The 15443-nt window shown below is 46.1% G+C and carries 14 protein-coding genes; 11 read left to right on the top strand and 3 right to left on the bottom strand.

Translation table 11 applies throughout. The features are described from left to right. Nucleotides 1-4 precede the first annotated feature (4 nt). From IKW96_RS08685 to IKW96_RS08650, 8 genes are all read left to right on the top strand, one after another. On the top strand, nt 5-697 hold the full coding sequence (locus tag IKW96_RS08685; protein ID WP_296573256.1) for a helix-turn-helix transcriptional regulator: 693 nt from the start codon (nt 5-7) through the stop codon (nt 695-697). A gap of 147 nt (nt 698-844) precedes the next feature. Beyond that, nucleotides 845-1888: an ABC transporter substrate-binding protein gene (locus IKW96_RS08680; RefSeq protein ID WP_296573253.1), complete on the top strand. Its 1044-nt coding sequence runs from the start codon at nt 845-847 to the stop codon at nt 1886-1888. Nucleotides 1889-2031: 143 nt separating this feature from the next. Further along, nucleotides 2032-3543, top strand: a complete 1512-nt coding sequence (locus tag IKW96_RS08675) for a sugar ABC transporter ATP-binding protein (protein ID WP_296573248.1) — start codon at nt 2032-2034, stop codon at nt 3541-3543. Beyond that, nucleotides 3543-4640, top strand: coding sequence for an ABC transporter permease (locus IKW96_RS08670; RefSeq protein WP_296573245.1), 1098 nt, complete (start codon nt 3543-3545; stop codon nt 4638-4640). Before IKW96_RS08675 ends, IKW96_RS08670 begins: the two co-directional genes overlap by 1 nt. A 30-nt stretch (nt 4641-4670) precedes the next feature. Further along, nucleotides 4671-5762: a sugar ABC transporter permease YjfF gene (locus IKW96_RS08665; protein WP_296573242.1), complete on the top strand. Its 1092-nt coding sequence runs from the start codon at nt 4671-4673 to the stop codon at nt 5760-5762. Further along, nucleotides 5759-7345: an FGGY-family carbohydrate kinase gene (locus tag IKW96_RS08660; protein WP_296573239.1), complete on the top strand. Its 1587-nt coding sequence runs from the start codon at nt 5759-5761 to the stop codon at nt 7343-7345. The genes IKW96_RS08665 and IKW96_RS08660 overlap by 4 nt, the downstream gene beginning before the upstream one ends. A gap of 19 nt (nt 7346-7364) precedes the next feature. After that, nucleotides 7365-8798: an L-arabinose isomerase gene (araA, locus tag IKW96_RS08655; RefSeq protein WP_296573236.1), complete on the top strand. Its 1434-nt coding sequence runs from the start codon at nt 7365-7367 to the stop codon at nt 8796-8798. Beyond that, nucleotides 8788-9477, top strand: coding sequence for an L-ribulose-5-phosphate 4-epimerase (locus tag IKW96_RS08650; RefSeq protein ID WP_296573233.1), 690 nt, complete (start codon nt 8788-8790; stop codon nt 9475-9477). The genes araA and IKW96_RS08650 overlap by 11 nt, the downstream gene beginning before the upstream one ends. A gap of 85 nt (nt 9478-9562) precedes the next feature. On the opposite strand, the gene IKW96_RS08645 is transcribed toward IKW96_RS08650, so the two are convergent. Both IKW96_RS08645 and IKW96_RS08640 read right to left on the bottom strand, forming a co-directional pair. Continuing rightward, complete coding sequence (locus IKW96_RS08645; RefSeq protein ID WP_296573231.1) at nt 9563-10084, bottom strand: hypothetical protein; 522 nt, start codon at nt 10082-10084, stop codon at nt 9563-9565. A 105-nt stretch (nt 10085-10189) separates the two neighbouring features. Next, nucleotides 10190-10849 (bottom strand): GNAT family N-acetyltransferase, encoded by a 660-nt coding sequence (locus tag IKW96_RS08640; protein WP_296573229.1) that lies wholly within the window; start codon nt 10847-10849, stop codon nt 10190-10192. 316 nt (nt 10850-11165) lie between these two features. On the opposite strand from IKW96_RS08640, the gene IKW96_RS08635 reads away from it, so the two are divergent. Together IKW96_RS08635 and IKW96_RS08630 are read left to right on the top strand one after the other, a co-directional pair. Beyond that, the gene (locus tag IKW96_RS08635; protein WP_296573228.1) at nt 11166-11834 is read left to right on the top strand and encodes a hypothetical protein; all 669 of its coding nucleotides are present in this window, start codon (nt 11166-11168) and stop codon (nt 11832-11834) included. After that, complete coding sequence (locus IKW96_RS08630) at nt 11831-12862, top strand: dockerin type I repeat-containing protein (protein ID WP_296573225.1); 1032 nt, start codon at nt 11831-11833, stop codon at nt 12860-12862. The genes IKW96_RS08635 and IKW96_RS08630 overlap by 4 nt, the downstream gene beginning before the upstream one ends. Nucleotides 12863-12904: 42 nt before the next feature. Here IKW96_RS08630 and IKW96_RS08625 read toward each other — a convergent pair whose 3' ends face one another. Continuing rightward, nucleotides 12905-14359: a polysaccharide biosynthesis C-terminal domain-containing protein gene (locus IKW96_RS08625; protein ID WP_296573221.1), complete on the bottom strand. Its 1455-nt coding sequence runs from the start codon at nt 14357-14359 to the stop codon at nt 12905-12907. 135 nt (nt 14360-14494) lie between these two features. Between IKW96_RS08625 and IKW96_RS08620 the strand changes: the two genes are divergently transcribed. After that, a complete protein-coding gene (locus IKW96_RS08620; RefSeq protein ID WP_296573218.1) occupies nt 14495-14956 on the top strand; it encodes a hypothetical protein in 462 nt (153 codons plus the stop codon). Nucleotides 14957-15443 lie beyond the last annotated feature (487 nt).

Below are 15443 nucleotides of genomic sequence, written 5' to 3'. Positions count from 1 at the left end.
AAGTATGAATGAGAAAAAAGATATGGCGCAGGACGTCAAACGTCTTGATATCAAGAAGATCGAGGATCTTCTGCAAAGTGGCTGCCTTGAGAACTGTGATGAGATGCTCGACGATATTCTGAGCGAGGTCGAGTATACAAGGATCAAGTCGCTCATGATAAGATTGTACGTATGTATGGATATCTATGTTGCAGCTCATACATTTGCCCGTAAGATAGGCGTGAGCAATGAGAAGTTCTTCGGACATTTCGGTACTGCCGATGATATAGGCACTGAGCTGATGACTGCGGACGATACAATGAAGTTCCTGCATAAGATAATCCACGACTGCATAATGTGGCGCGTGGAATCGGCAAAGGAAAGCAGCAGAAGCATAGTTGCGAAGGCAAGGGACTACATAGACAAGAACTACATGAACGACGAGCTTTCTCTTATGCTCGTAGCAGAGGCTGTGGGACTGAGCCCCTCTTATCTCAGCGCACAGTTCAAGAAAGAGTACGGACAAAATTTGTCCGAATATATCGCTGTTGCGAGGATAGCACGCGCAAGGGAGCTTCTTTGCTGCACATCAAAGATGATATACGAGATAGCCTATGACGTGGGATTCCGCGATTACAGGTATTTCAGCCAGATATTCAAGAAGTATACGGGACAGACGCCGAGACAGTTCCAGAACAGTGCGAATATATGCCCTTGATAAAAACAGGAAGTATATCCAAAAAATAATAAACATTTAGTGTAACATTTTTGGTATCAATGTAAGTACAAATTGATTATAATGTAAGTACAAGTTAACGGAATGTACGTTAATGGCATAATAAATTCGGATGGAGGAATTTTAATTATGAAAATGAAGAAGATTTTAGCAATGGCTGCAAGTACGATCCTTTGCGGTGCAATGTTCGCAGGCTGCGGCGAAACAAGCGGCTCGTCGAACAAGGCTGATACAACAGACGCACCAAAAGCTACAAGTGCAGACACAGCAAAGACTGACGACAAGAAGTCGGACGGATTGATAAAAGTAGGCATTATCAATAACGATCCGAATGAGTCGGGCTACCGTACAGCCAATGTTAACGACCTTAAGGCTACATTTACAAAGGAAAACGGCTTTGACGCCTCCTTTACCTACAGCCTTAAGAACGAAGAGCAGATCAATGCCGCTCAGAAGTTCATTCAGGACGAAGTTGATTATCTTCTCCTCTCCGCAGCTGATACGGCAGGCTGGGATTCAGTCCTCAAGGACGCTCAGGCAGCAGGCGTAAGAGTTATCCTCTTCGACCGTACTATCGACGCTGACGAGAGCCTCTATGAAGCTTCTATCGTTTCAGACATGGACAAGGAAGGCGAAAAGGCTGTTGACTGGCTCAAGTCTCAGGATCTCAAGGCATACGACATTATCCACCTTCAGGGTGTAATGGGCTCGGCTGCTCAGAAGGGCCGTTCGGGAGCTCTTGACAAGACAGCCAAGGAACTCGGCTGGAACATCGTTACACAGCAGACAGCTGAATGGAATGCTGAAAAGGCGCAGCAGATCGTTCAGTCAGCTATCGACGCCAACAAGAAGTTCAATGTTATCTATGCAGAGAACGACGATATGGCAATGGGTGCAGTTGCTGCTCTCGACAGAGCAAATATCTCGCACGGCGTTGACAAGGATGTGGTCGTTATAGGCTTCGACTGCAACAAGTGGGCCCTCGAGGAGCTCAAGAAGGGCAACTGGAACTACGACGGACAGTGCAATCCTTTCCAGTCATCTTACATCAAGGACATAATCGACAAGCTCGAAAGGGGCGAGACACTCCCTGAGAAGACCATCATTATGGACGAAAAGGGCTTCGATGCAAAGACTATCACCGACGCTGACGTAGAGCAGTACGGTATCTGATTATTCTGTTACAGGACACTGAATAATTAAATCAAGTGCGGTGACGCATCCGTGAATGCTTTATGTCACCGCACTAATTTTAAAAACTTTTCCGTATTACACATTACGGAGCAATATGAAAACTCACTTAGGAGGCAAAAGCAATGCAGGAGAAATCATTGCTGGAGATGCGAGGGATATACAAGTCCTTTCCTGGTGTAAAAGCTCTTACAAATGTTGATTTTACGCTGCGCGGCGGTGAGATACACGCGCTTATGGGCGAAAACGGCGCAGGAAAATCTACTCTCATAAAAGTCCTTACGGGCGTACACATCAAGGACAGCGGAGATATCTTCATCAAGGGACAAAGCGGTCCCGTTCAGATACACTCGCCGCAGGAAGCACAGAATTTGGGAATAAGCACCGTATATCAGGAGATATCGCTTTGCCCGAATCTGTCGGTAGCTGAGAATATTTTCCTCGGAAGAGGCAAAAGTCAGTTCGTGAACTGGCGTAACATGAATAAAAAGGCAGGGGAACTTCTCGATTCTCTCGGAATAGCCGTTAAACCTACTCAGCAGCTTGCAAGCTGTTCAATAGCTGTCCAGCAGATGGTCGCTATAGCGAGAGCTGTTGACATGGAGTGCAGCGTGCTCATACTTGACGAGCCTACCTCCTCCCTTGACGAATCTGAGGTCGCAAAGCTCTTCAAGCTTATGAGACAGCTCAAGGAGCGCGGCGTTGGAATCATTTTCGTTACTCATTTCCTTGACCAGGTCTATGAGGTATGCGACAGGATAACAGTGCTCCGCGACGGACAGCTCGTGGGCGAATATGAGATAGAAAATCTTCCCCGTGTACAGCTCGTATCGAAAATGCTGGGCAAAGAGCTGGATGATATGGCGGATATCAAGAACGACGCTCCGCCTTACTCCAAGGAAAATAAGGGCTATGTCTACGAAGCGGAGGGACTTTGCAGTTCTGAGGGCATAAAGCCTTTCAGCTTCAATATCCGCAAGGGCGAAGTAAACGGCTTCACAGGACTTCTCGGTTCCGGACGAAGCGAGTGCGTAAGAGCTATATTCGGCGCTGACAAGGTAACAGGCGGCAGGGTGAAGGTCAACGGTAAGGAAGTAAGGATCAACAAGCCTATTGACGCCATGAAGAACGGTATAGCTTATCTTCCCGAGGACCGTAAGCGTGACGGTATCGTGGGAGACCTCTCCGTTAAGGACAATATCATACTTGCATTACAGGTCAAAAAGGGATTCTTCAAGCCGTTTTCAAAGGCAGAAGCAGTCAAATTCGCAGAGGAGTACATAAAGCTGCTGGATATCAAGACTGCTTCCGTGAATACTCCCATAAAATCGCTTTCTGGCGGTAATCAGCAGAAGGTCATCCTCGGACGCTGGCTGCTTACTAATCCGGAATACCTTATTCTCGATGAACCTACCCGCGGAATCGACGTCGGTACAAAGGTCGATATCCAGAAGCTTGTTCTGAAGCTTGCTTCCGAGGGCATGAGCATTACCTTCATCTCATCGGAGACAGACGAGATGCTGCGTACCTGTTCAAGACTCCTCGTTATGCGCGACCGTAAGCTTGTAGGCGAGCTTACAGGCGATGAGCTGACTCAGAACACTATCATGAATACTATTGCGGGAGGTGATCGGTAATGTCATCAAAGGTAAAAACGGCTGAAAAGACATCTTTTCTGTCAGCCATTATCAGAAAACAGATCTTTATACCGATCGCAGCTCTGATAATACTTGCGGTCTTCAACTTTATAGTTGATCCGTCGTTCTTCAAGATAACCCTTGGGCACAACAACGACGGCAATCCTATATTTTCGGGAAATCTCATTTCCATTATCGACTACGGCTCTGAACTTGCCATATTGGCTATCGGCATGACTCTTGTAACAGCTTCTTCACGCGGACAGGATATCAGTGTGGGTGCGGCGATCGCTATAAGCGGAAGCGTTATACTGCGGGTGCTTTGCGGTACGAACTCACGTCCCGAGACTTTGCAGGCGCCTATTATTGTGGCATTCCTTGTAAGCTGTCTTGTGGCAATGGCCTTCGGAGCTTTCAACGGAGCTCTCGTTTCCGTGTTTAAGATACAGCCGATGGTCGCGACGCTCATACTCTTCACAGCAGGACGTTCAATAGCTGCATGGATAAATAATAATGAGCTTCCTGTAGTAAACGACAAGACATTCCTGAGCTTCGGAACGGTCTTCCCCGGAATACCTGTTCAGACTCCTGTGTTCATAGCGATAGTATGCTTTATTGTGATATGGCTGGTCATGAAATTCACAAACCTCAGACTGTATGTCCAGTCTGTCGGTATCAATGAAAAGACTTCGCGTCTGAACGGTCTGAATCCTGCACTTATCAAGTTTATTACATATGTCATCCTCGGACTCTGCGTTGCAGTTGTAGGCTTTATAAAAGTTGCAAGAATAGGTACGATAAACTACTCTGTAGTTGCAAAGGATATTGAAATGGATGCCATTCTTGCAGTTGCACTCGGTGGTAACTCACTGGGAGGAGGTAAATTCAACATTACTGCTTCGGTACTCGGAGCATATGTTATCCAGTTCCTTACCACAACGCTTTACAAGCTTCAGGTACAGTCGGATGCTCTTCCTGCATACAAGGCGGTAGTAGTTATCGTTCTTGTTATACTCAGCGCACCGATAGTAAGAGAAAAGATCGCAGCTGTGTTCAGAAAGCTGCGTACTCCCGAAAAAGCAGGGAGCAATACCTGATAACATCGGCGCAGAACGGAGGAATGATTTATGCCGCAAACAGATATGAATGCCGGCGCAAAACGCCGACGTCTGCTTGGAGGAATATCTGACACTAATCTGCTTATGTCAATAACGATAATCGTATTTATACTCATGTATTTATTTGCGATATTCGGACTTGGTGCAGGCTTCCTCAAAGCACAGACATTTTTTAATATGCTTAATGCAAACGCTGCACTGATAATACTTGCCTGCGGAATGACCCTTGTCATGATAACAGGCGGTATCGACATCTCGCTGGGCGGTATGACAGCTCTTGTAAGTATGTGCTCGGCTGTGTATCTCGATCATCACAACGGCAGCGTCTTTGGTGCAATAATGATATCGCTCGGTATCGGACTTGCATTCGGTCTCGTACAGGGATTACTCGTAGCTTACCTTGACATTCAGCCGTTTATCGTAACGCTGGCAGGAATGTTCTTTGCAAGGGGCATGACTACCATTGTCAATACAAACCCGTTCAATGTTCAGAACGAAGCATTTGTAAAGCTCAAGGAAACAAGAATAATAATCCCCGGTATGGGCTCTGTAAACAAGAGAGGCGATTATATCGACGCATATATAGAGATCGGCGTCGTTGTAGCTCTTGTGGTAGTTGCCGCACTTTTCCTCTTCCTCAAATGGACAAAGACAGGAAGAAGCTTCTATGCAGTGGGCGGTAACAGGCAAAGCGCACTTATGCTTGGAATAAATGTAAAGAGAACGACATTCCTTGCATATCTCATGTGCGGAATCTTAGGCGGAATTGGTGGATTCGTATATTTTATGCACGCAGGCTCAGGCTCAGCATCTCACGCAACGGGAGCGGAGATGAATGCCATAGCTTCCTCTATCATCGGAGGAACGATGCTTACGGGCGGCGTCGGAAATATCGCAGGAACATTTTTCGGCGTACTTTCACTTGCTCTCATACAGAACATAGTATCATCAGCAGGTCTTGACGAGGCATGGTGGACAGGTATAACAAATGCTTCGATGCTTTGTATATTCCTTGTTGTCCAGAGTATCATCATCGCAAGACGCAAGAAGGCAAACCTTTCTGCGGATAAGCCTGCGGAAGTAAAAGGAGTTAAAACATGAGCAGTGCAGAACAGATAAAAAACGGTAAAGCAGTGATCGGTATCGAGTTCGGCTCGACCCGTATCAAGGCAGTACTTATCGGCGAGGATCATTCGCCCCTTGCGGCTGGCATACATGACTGGCAGAACGAACTGCTTGACGGTGTGTGGACCTATTCCCTTGAAAATGTAAAGATAGGTCTGCAGGAATGCTTTGCCGATCTTATGAAGAATGTTGAAAAAAACTACAGTGTGAAGCTTGAAAAAGCCGCAGGAATCGGTATTTCGGCAATGATGCACGGTTATCTTGCCTTTGACGAGAACGATCAGCAGCTTGTTCCCTTCAGAACATGGCGGAATACCATGACAGAAGAGGCTGCCGATAAGCTCACAGAGACGTTTGCGTTCAATATACCGCAGCGCTGGAGCATAGCTCACCTGTATCAGGCTGTGCTGAATAACGAGCCGCATATAGGAAGACTTGCGTTTATAACTACCCTTGCAGGATATGTACATTATCTTCTGACAGGTGAAAAGACTATCGGTGCAGGCGACGCTTCGGGAATTTTCCCTATTGACCCGCAGACCTGCGATTACGACATGGATATGGTAGCAAAGTTTGACGAGCTTGCGGCAGGCACAGAGCTCCGCAGGAATCTCAGAGAGCTTCTGCCCCGTATCGTTGCCGCAGGAGAATGCGCCGGAAAACTTACGGAGGAGGGAGCAAGGCTGCTTGATCCTACCGGAACTTTCAAAGCCGGAGTTGCTTTCTGTCCTCCCGAGGGCGACGCGCAGACCGGAATGGCTGCAACAAACAGCATAACTCCGAAAACGGGAAATGTTTCGGCAGGAACTTCCATATTCTCCATGATAGTGCTTGAAAGGAACCTTTCGGCTGTACATCGTGAGATAGATATAGTTACTACGCCCTGCGGCGCACCTGTGGCCATGGTGCACTGCAACAGCTGCACATCCGACCTCGACGCATGGTTCAGTATGTTCGGCGGACTTCTCAAAGAGTTCGGGCTGGATATACCAAAGGGAAAGCTCTATGATACCATGTATTCCCTTGCGGCAGAGGGCAGCGCAGACTGCGACGGCATTGTGTCCTACAACTATTATGCAGGCGAGCCGGTTACAGGCATAAAGGACGGCAGACCGCTGCTTATGAGGAGTCCGGATTCGGATTTCAGCATAAAAAATCTTGCAAGAAGTCTTGTTTATTCCTGTGTTGCTTCGCTCAAGGCAGGCATGGACATTCTTACCGAGCAGGAGCACGTAAAGCTTGAGCGTATATATGCTCACGGCGGTTTCTTCAAAACGCCTTTCCCAAGTCAGAACTTCCTTGCAGCAGCCCTCGGCTCCGATGTGACGCTGATGAAAACTGCAGGTGAGGGCGGCGCATGGGGAATTGCCCTGCTTGCTGCGTACATGGTCAACAAGAGCAGCGGCGAGAGCCTCGAGACATATCTGAGCAGCAGAGTGTTCGCCGATATGGTCGGAAGCACCGTGTCTCCGAAACAGGAAGACATCGACGGTATCAATGCATATATGAAAAAATATCTTTCGGGTCTTTCAGCTGTAAGAGCTGCAGTATCCGAATGAAAGAAAGGATAGATCAAAAATGAAATTCTGGTTTATTACGGGTTCTCAGTTCCTGTACGGTGAGGAAACTCTCAGGCAGGTCGAAGAGGACTCAAAGAAAATAGTAGACGGACTAAAGCTTCCTTTCCCTGTTGAGTATAAGCTCACTGTGAAGAAAGAGTCTGAGATAGAGCGTATCGTCAGGGAGGCAAACTTTGACGAGGAATGCGCCGGTATCATCACATTCTGCCACACCTTTTCACCTTCAAAGATGTGGATAAACGGTCTTGCAATCTTACAAAAGCCTTGGCTTCACTTTCATACGCAGTTTAACGAGACTATTCCCAATGAGGCTATAGACATGGATTACATGAATCTGCACCAGTCGGCGCACGGCGACAGGGAGCACGGCTTCATTGGGGCTCGGCTGCGCGTACCGAGAGCAGTTGTTGCAGGACACTGGAAGGATCCCGAGGTGCAGGCAAAGATAGCTGAATGGCAGCGCGCCGCTGTCGGAGTAATGTTCAGCAGGAGCCTTAAAATAGTTCGTTTCGGCGACAATATGCGCGAAGTTGCTGTTACAGAGGGCGACAAGATCGAGGCACAGCTCAAGCTGGGCTGGCAGGTGAATACATTTGCAGTAGGTGACCTTGTTGAGTGCATGAATGCTGTTACAGACGCTGAGATAGACGCTCTGATGAAGGAATACGCAGAGCTTTACGACTATGACAAGGCTGATGAGGAAACTATCAGATATCAGGCACGTGAAGAGATCGCTATCGAAAAGATACTTGTACGCGAGGGGGCAAAGGCTTTCTCGAATACATTCGAGGATCTTCACGGCATGAAGCAGCTTCCGGGACTTGCTACCCAGCACCTTATGCACAAGGGCTACGGCTTCGGCGCGGAGGGCGACTGGAAGACCGCAGGAATGACAGCCGTTGTAAAGGCAATGTATCCCGACGGAAACACTTCCTTTATGGAGGATTACACATACGATTACGAGCGAAAGCTCATACTCGGTTCACATATGCTTGAGGTTTGTCCGTCGATCGCTGCGGACAGACCGCGTATAGAAGTTCATCCCCTTGGCATAGGCGGCAAGGAGCCCCCTGCGAGAATAGTATTCGAGGGCAGGGCAGGTTCAGCAAAGGTTCTCTCGCTTATCGACATCGGCGGCAGACTCAGACTTATCCAGCAGGATATCGAGTGCGAAAAGCCCTTCCAGTCAATGCCCAATCTCCCTGTTGCAAGAACGATGTGGAGACCTGCACCGTCCTTCCTCGAAGGACTGGAGTGCTGGATTATTGCGGGCGGAGCTCATCATACAGTGCTTTCTTATGATATCACCGACGAAACTGTAAGGGATTTCGCAAGAATAATGGGTATCGAGCTTGTAGTTATCAACAAGGATACAACTAAGGAAAAGCTTGAGCGCGATATCATGATCGGAGATGTGATATATGGACGTTAAGGAGCTTAAAGAACGCGTTCTCAAAGCAAATCTTCTGCTCCCGAAGCACGGACTTGTTACATTTACCTGGGGCAATGTCAGCGAATACGACCGTGAAACAGGTCTTGTGGCAATAAAGCCAAGCGGAGTTGAATACGATACCATGACGGCTGATGATATAGTTGTGCTGACCCTCGACGGCAAAAAAGTCGACGGAAAGCTGTCACCGTCAAGCGATACACCCACACATCTTGAAATATACAGGAACTTTGAGGGCGTATGCGGTGTAGTTCATACTCACAGCCGCTATGCGACTTCCTTTGCACAGGCTTGTATGGGGATCCCTCCACTCGGCACTACCCACGGCGACTACTTTTACGGTGAGATACCGTGTACAAGGGAAATGACCGATGAAGAGGTCAAGGGCGAGTATGAGCTCGAAACAGGAAAAGTTATCGTTGAGTGCTGCCCTGATTACAAGAATATCCCTGCGGTGCTGGTTGCAAATCACGGTCCTTTCGTATGGGGCGGTGACTGCATGGAAGCTGTTCATAATTCGGTAGTTCTTGAAGAGCTCTCGGCTATGGCGTGGATTACAAAGACTCTCCGTCCCGATACGGGAGCAATGCCGCAGAGACTTCTTGACAAGCACTTTTTCCGTAAGCACGGCGCAAATGCCTATTACGGACAATCAAAATAGCATGACCATCCATTATAAATAGAATTTCTCTCCAATGAGGAAAAGACTTCGCAGCAATGCGAAGTCTTTTCCTTTTACTGTTTTATTATAACTCCTGCATTCCGCCGGAGCCTGAGTTCCTTTTTTCGATGTCTTCTTTTTTCTGTGTGTAGGGATCCTTTATGTCCCATTGTGCCTTTTCCATTTCATACATCTTCTGCTTAACTTCAAAATTCGGGAATCCGTCCTGCTGACTGAGCCATTCGTATTTTTTGCAGTTGATAACATTTACAACAGCGTAATACATAAAAACTCCGAAGCCGAAAAGAGGTATCAATGAAAAACCCCAATCCATGAATAGCAGTACGATCTCGGCTGCCATCAGTGAAGCGGAAATTATCGCAAGAGGAGAACCTTTTCTTATATACGCTGAAAAAACTGTAACAGAAGTACATATTGTTATCAGACTTATTATCAGATATATAAATTTGCCGGTCATTATGAAAGAATAGACCATGAATAGTATGATCATAAGATTTGCAGCGAATGCAATAAAGCATTGAGTATCCTGATTCTTTATCTTCTTCATTACTGTTCTGTTTCGGGTGTATTCTTCTTCAAGCTCCATGCAGTTGTCCTCCTTAGTTTGATTTTAAGATAATTATAATATAATTATGCGGGATAGTCAAGAAAAAAACACCTCCGAGCCGAAACTCGGAGGCGTCTGATGTTATCATTCGCGGTTTATCACAGAATGACTGTGGATATAGAACTCTTCCTGACTTGGCTGCCAACCCTTGACCTTTGGCGGGAACTGTGCATCGAACTGTTCAACAGCTTCTTCGTCGTCGCACGGAGCGTCAACATCGCTTGGACAGTAGAACCACTTCCTGCCGTCGAGAGCGTCCTCTCTCAGTACCTTTACAAGAAGCGCAGCAGGGAAGAAGTCTCCCTCAAAGCAGACGTTGTATTTACGGCAGCTTTTGTAGCCTCTTGCAACGTAGTTATCGGGATTGCCGAAGTTGATGACCGTATCGTATCCCATATCGGCTGCGATTTTGAAAGTATGCTCCAGCAGAGCCTTTCCGTAGCCTTTTCGCTGATATTCGGGGAGTACACAGAGCGGTCCCATAGTAACTATCGGTTTTTCGTTCCCGTTTTCGTCCCTGAGCTTAGCCTTGCAGTACATGACGCTGCCCGCTATTTTTCCGCCGACCTCGATAACATAGTCGAGTTCGGGGATAAAGTCTGCGTGACTGCGCATAATGTGTATGAAGTAGTGCTCGAAGCAGCCCGGCTTGCTGAGATTCCAGAAAGCCTCACGGGCGAGGTTTTCTACCTCGCGGTAATCATTTTTAGTTTCCCTGCGTATGATAAAGTCATTATTATTCATTGTTTTTTTCCTCCTGAAATTGTTGACCGAACACGGGAGGCTTGTGTGAGACAGTATTCGCAAACCACCCGTTTACGCTGCTATCTCAGTTCTGTTATTGTTTTTCAAACAACGATCTCCTTTAAATAAAATGAAGCGAATGCAGCGGAATTGCGCCTGTTTCACTTTAATTGCATTATATCATGACAGGGGAGGAATGTCAAGCGGAAATGAGCTGTTTGCATAAAAAAAGAGACTTTTGCTATTGACTTATGTCAGGATCGCTGTTATAATGAAGAAAAACGTGTATGATATGCGCGAGGATCGGATGTTCATCATGAATAAGATCAGAAAAGGCTTTTTGGCAATGCTGTCTGCTGCGGCAGTAATGCTCAGTGCAGTTCCGGGTACTTTTTCTGCCGCCGAAGAAGCTGAGATTCCCGACTGGATACCAAGAAACTTTGCGGAAGTCCTTGATTTCAGCAATACATACGGCTCAACTCATATCGGGAAAGGCGTTCACGGTGATGTTGCCTGCGTTATCTTTCCTGAGTATTATGATGAAAAATATGAGGTAAAAGTTCCCTTTGGGACGGAAATTCTCTACCGCGAAAGAATTGTAAACGAAGATAATCGCACATATGAAGTAGTTGCCTGTGTAAACAATTGTATGTCTCCTCAGGATTTTGATGTCAGCCTGTATCACGGCGAAAAAATGGAAAGTTCATACAGCTTCCGTAGCGATGGAAGCAGTCGGCTGACGGAGACCGATATCTATTCATGGGCGCCCGACTGTATCACAGAGTATAATGAGTATCGGGAGCAGCATGGAATAATAAGCGCTGAAAACGGCTTTGTGGCTTTTTGTGCCAGCTGGAACCCTTTTTCTATACTGAAATGGAAGATAACCCAGAATGACGAGATAAAGCTTGCAGAGTTCATGCTGTCAACTGTACGGAAAATCCCGATGTTTACAGAACTGACAGCGACGTGGATAAATTTGTGATTTACAAGCCTGAAAAAAGCGGCGAAGTCAATGTACGCTTCGACTATTACCTTGATAATGAATATCCCGAGATAACAGCGTCATATGAAAAGAATTACGTCATTAGCGATGATCTTTCGACGATCGAGCTGAAAAAGGACGGACTTGGCGAGGGAGTTGCAAGGATAACCTTCGAGGACAGCATAACGGGCGAGCTTGTTGACCTTAACGGGGCAAACGTGATGCTGATTCCGAAAATAGGAGAAAAAGCAGGGGAGGAAAACGGCTCTCCGATTTATGTATATGTTGACCGTGCGGCTTATACCATTGACACAAATCCTATGACCTGCGACCTTGCGGAATATGCGGACTATGATCTGTTCGAGTACAGTATAGCTCAGCAGACGCTTCCCGCGGGAAATTATCTCACGGACGAAAAGGGAACTGTCGTAAAATATCCCGACGGCTCCATGGACATAGTTTATAAGCTTGATACATACATTGCAGGAGATCTCAACAATGACAATGAGCTGGCGGTCTCCGACATTGTTGCTTTGCAGAACCTTCTTCTCGGAAAGGAAGAGAAGGACGCCGTAAACTGGGTAGCTGCCGACTTCACAAGAGACGGAGTCCTTTATGCTTTTGATCTTGTCATGATGAGAAAGGCTCTCCTCGGAAAACTTGAAAGTGAAAGCACAGAAATGAAGTTTGAAGTTAGTTATGGCGGATACGGTGTCGCAGGGCAGGATCTCGGACATGGTACTTTTACCAATACATATGAAGCTGCGGACGGTGATGCTTTTTATGAGCGCAGCAGCGGAAAATGGGAGAGAGGCGTGAAAGGAAGAGTCCGACACGGAGTGCTTATACTCGAGATAGATGGAATTACAGATGAGGGAGTAATGATAAAGACCAGCGATTATGGTAATGTTACACGAAAATTGGTGGAGTTCGGCAGTGAAGAGGTCATTATGTCTCAGATCACTGTAAATGACGGCATTAATTATTTCTACAGGATAACCTTTACAAAGAAAGCTCCTGAGCTGTAAATTGATGAAAAAAAGCGGTCCTTCGGGACCGCTTTTATGGTTTTACGTCGTTTTTTCAGTTGTTCCGCTCTCTTTGCCGAGCAGCTTTCTTACCGTGTCAAAAATCGCCTTATTATTGATGAAAACTATAGCAGCAGCCACGGGAATTTCATATAAGAACCACTTATCGAAGCCGAATATTACAGGAACGCTCATTAGCAGCAGCAGTATAGTATTTACGGCTGTTTTTACCGCTGAAAACTTAAAGGGCACATAGCGTCTTGCGTCGAACATTCTTATTATGTAGCAGAGGAGATAGCTGAGAAATGTTGCAAGAGCCGCTCCCTGAATGCCCCATATTGGGATAAGTCCCAGATTGAGGAAAATATTTGCCGCTGCGACTGCAAAGATAGTGTAAAAAGCGTTTTTAGTGTGCTTTGTCGCAGTATATATGCCTGCAAGGAAAAGGTTCAGACAGGTAAACACAGCGGCTGCGATGAGCAGAGGAGTGTAGCTGTATGCTGTTCTGTATTCGGGAAAGCTTGTGTAGTTTATCAGTATTGCGGAAACAGGCTTGATAAGCAGTATAAGTCCCGCGGAGCTGATAAAAAGCAGGGATTCGTATGCGGAATAGACCTTTTCGTAGAATTTGTCCCTGTCTGCGGACTTGTTTTCCATGATTGCGGACATATTCCACGCCTGCATGGAAATAGTGGACATCATGGATATCAGGTTCGGTATCTTTGTTGCAGCCACGTATATTCCGGCAGCGTCCCTTCCGAGGAATACCTTGTCGCTGTGCATATTCCCTATGAATATCTGGTCTGAAAAGCCTGTGAATGTCCACATTATCGTCGTTGGAACAAGAGGCAGCGTAAAGCGCAGCATAGTTTTACCGAAAGAGTGGTCGAAGCTCCTTATATCAGCATATTCATGGAGTTTTGCCGCAATGAAAAGGAATATCGCCGAACAGGTGTCGGAAAGTATCATCGAGAGCATGAATCCCTTTATTCCCATGCCGAGCTTAGAGATAAAAATGATATTGAATGCGAAAAGTGAAAAAGTTGCCAGTATTCCGTCGAGCGAGAACAGCTTTACCATATTCCGCGCCCTTACGAACTGTGAGCACAGAGCTCTCAGCGCAGAGGCGAAAACATAGATATACAGCAAAGCGGAGTAGCTTTTTATGGGCTCGAGTACGGGTATAAGGTGCAGGAAAGGCGTTACGGGCAGCATTAATAACAGTCCGCCCAGTGTTATGATACCTGCCGTTGTGAATACCTGTTTTTTGTCGTATTCGTTGTCGAGTCCGTATCGCACGACCGCTTCCGTAAGGGAAAAGGTGAACACAGGGAGCAGAAACAACACAAGGGTCTCGAGAAGAGTCTTTGTGTAGAGCCCCGAGGGGCTGAGATGTTTTGTGTAAAGATTATTCAGCAAAAGGGAAAATATCTTCGCGCCAAAGCTGCCTAGGGAGAAAATGAGAGTATTTACTGCGAGTTTTTTGTATTTGTTCATGTTAGTCCTCCGAAAGAGAGTGTATTATTATATCATAATATCATAAAATGAAGAAAATAGCAACGAGTATAGGAAAAAAACGAAGGTTTTTATTATGCTGCGAACTTGTTTGCACAGACTCTCGTTACAGGCGGAATGACTGATAAAGGTACAGGCAAGGGCACAATGCATTTCAGGAAGGACAATTACACAACCGATCCTATCGCAGTAGCTACTGTTGACGTTATTTCTGCTGAGCAGGCGGCTGTTGAGGCTGGTATCAAGGCAGAGCTTGCAGATGCTGTTCTCAAGGACGGCACAAAGGCAAGATTTGTTATGCCCCCTGTTGGCGCAGAAGGTTATGAGATCACAAAGTCAGGTATTATCTTCATTAAGGAAAATACCGATGATATTACAGCAGAAAACGCACTGGCTATACTTCAGCAGAAAGGTATTGATAAACCAACATCTGATCCTACAGCATCTAAGGCACTGAATGTAACACCTGTTGATGACAATACTATCTGGGCAGTAGGATATGTGACAGTAACTAAGAACGGCAAGACATCAACATTCTATAGTGATGTCAAGAGTGCTAAGATTAGCGAACTTAAATAAGTTTTGTTAATTTCAAGTTTGCTTAAGGTTCGAGTCAATCCCAAATTCTGTGTAAACGAGAAATAGTGAAATAAAAGAGTATATGATGAGACCGATTGTGAAAGCAGTCGGTCTCATCTGCATATCAGCACATGATTATTTGACTGTCAAAATGAAAGTATTATTCGGCTACAGTCCTGACGGCGTCAGGTCCATTTTTTAGTGATGTCCTTCATAGCCATCTTAAGAGAGCTTACGAGAATATGCCTTTATCTCCTTGCATATAAAATCACAATTAGTTTTGGACTAATGTTGTTTATGCATTTCATACATACCGCATGCAGCGGACAGGCGGAAACTTCATTTTCGGAGTATCCGCCTGCTTTTTATTTCTTCAGCAGCCTGTCCCTGTATCAACTGTTTGCCGCGGCTGTTCTTATGAGCCGTTTTCCCACAATCTACAAAGTTTTTCACTCAAAAATAAAAAAAGGCAAAAAAAGTGTTGCGC

Source organism: Ruminococcus sp. (genome assembly GCF_017549005.1).
Taxonomy (GTDB): Bacteria; Bacillota; Clostridia; order Oscillospirales; family Ruminococcaceae; genus Ruminococcus.
The sequence above is the reverse complement of the archived record's forward strand: the minus strand, read 5'-3'. Positions and strand labels throughout refer to the sequence as shown.

What these genes read in the sequence shown, in the direction of transcription:
- IKW96_RS08685 (WP_296573256.1), top strand. Translation starts at nt 5, where the DNA reads ATGAATGAGAAAAAAGATATGGCGCAGGACGTCAAACGTCTTGATATC.
- IKW96_RS08680 (WP_296573253.1), top strand. Translation starts at nt 845, where the DNA reads ATGAAAATGAAGAAGATTTTAGCAATGGCTGCAAGTACGATCCTTTGC.
- IKW96_RS08675 (WP_296573248.1), top strand. Translation starts at nt 2,032, where the DNA reads ATGCAGGAGAAATCATTGCTGGAGATGCGAGGGATATACAAGTCCTTT.
- IKW96_RS08670 (WP_296573245.1), top strand. Translation starts at nt 3,543, where the DNA reads ATGTCATCAAAGGTAAAAACGGCTGAAAAGACATCTTTTCTGTCAGCC.
- IKW96_RS08665 (WP_296573242.1), top strand. Translation starts at nt 4,671, where the DNA reads ATGCCGCAAACAGATATGAATGCCGGCGCAAAACGCCGACGTCTGCTT.
- IKW96_RS08660 (WP_296573239.1), top strand. Translation starts at nt 5,759, where the DNA reads ATGAGCAGTGCAGAACAGATAAAAAACGGTAAAGCAGTGATCGGTATC.
- araA (WP_296573236.1), top strand. Translation starts at nt 7,365, where the DNA reads ATGAAATTCTGGTTTATTACGGGTTCTCAGTTCCTGTACGGTGAGGAA.
- IKW96_RS08650 (WP_296573233.1), top strand. Translation starts at nt 8,788, where the DNA reads ATGGACGTTAAGGAGCTTAAAGAACGCGTTCTCAAAGCAAATCTTCTG.
- IKW96_RS08645 (WP_296573231.1), bottom strand. Translation starts at nt 10,084, where the DNA reads ATGGAGCTTGAAGAAGAATACACCCGAAACAGAACAGTAATGAAGAAG.
- IKW96_RS08640 (WP_296573229.1), bottom strand. Translation starts at nt 10,849, where the DNA reads ATGAATAATAATGACTTTATCATACGCAGGGAAACTAAAAATGATTAC.
- IKW96_RS08635 (WP_296573228.1), top strand. Translation starts at nt 11,166, where the DNA reads ATGAATAAGATCAGAAAAGGCTTTTTGGCAATGCTGTCTGCTGCGGCA.
- IKW96_RS08625 (WP_296573221.1), bottom strand. Translation starts at nt 14,359, where the DNA reads ATGAACAAATACAAAAAACTCGCAGTAAATACTCTCATTTTCTCCCTA.
- IKW96_RS08620 (WP_296573218.1), top strand. Translation starts at nt 14,495, where the DNA reads ATGACTGATAAAGGTACAGGCAAGGGCACAATGCATTTCAGGAAGGAC.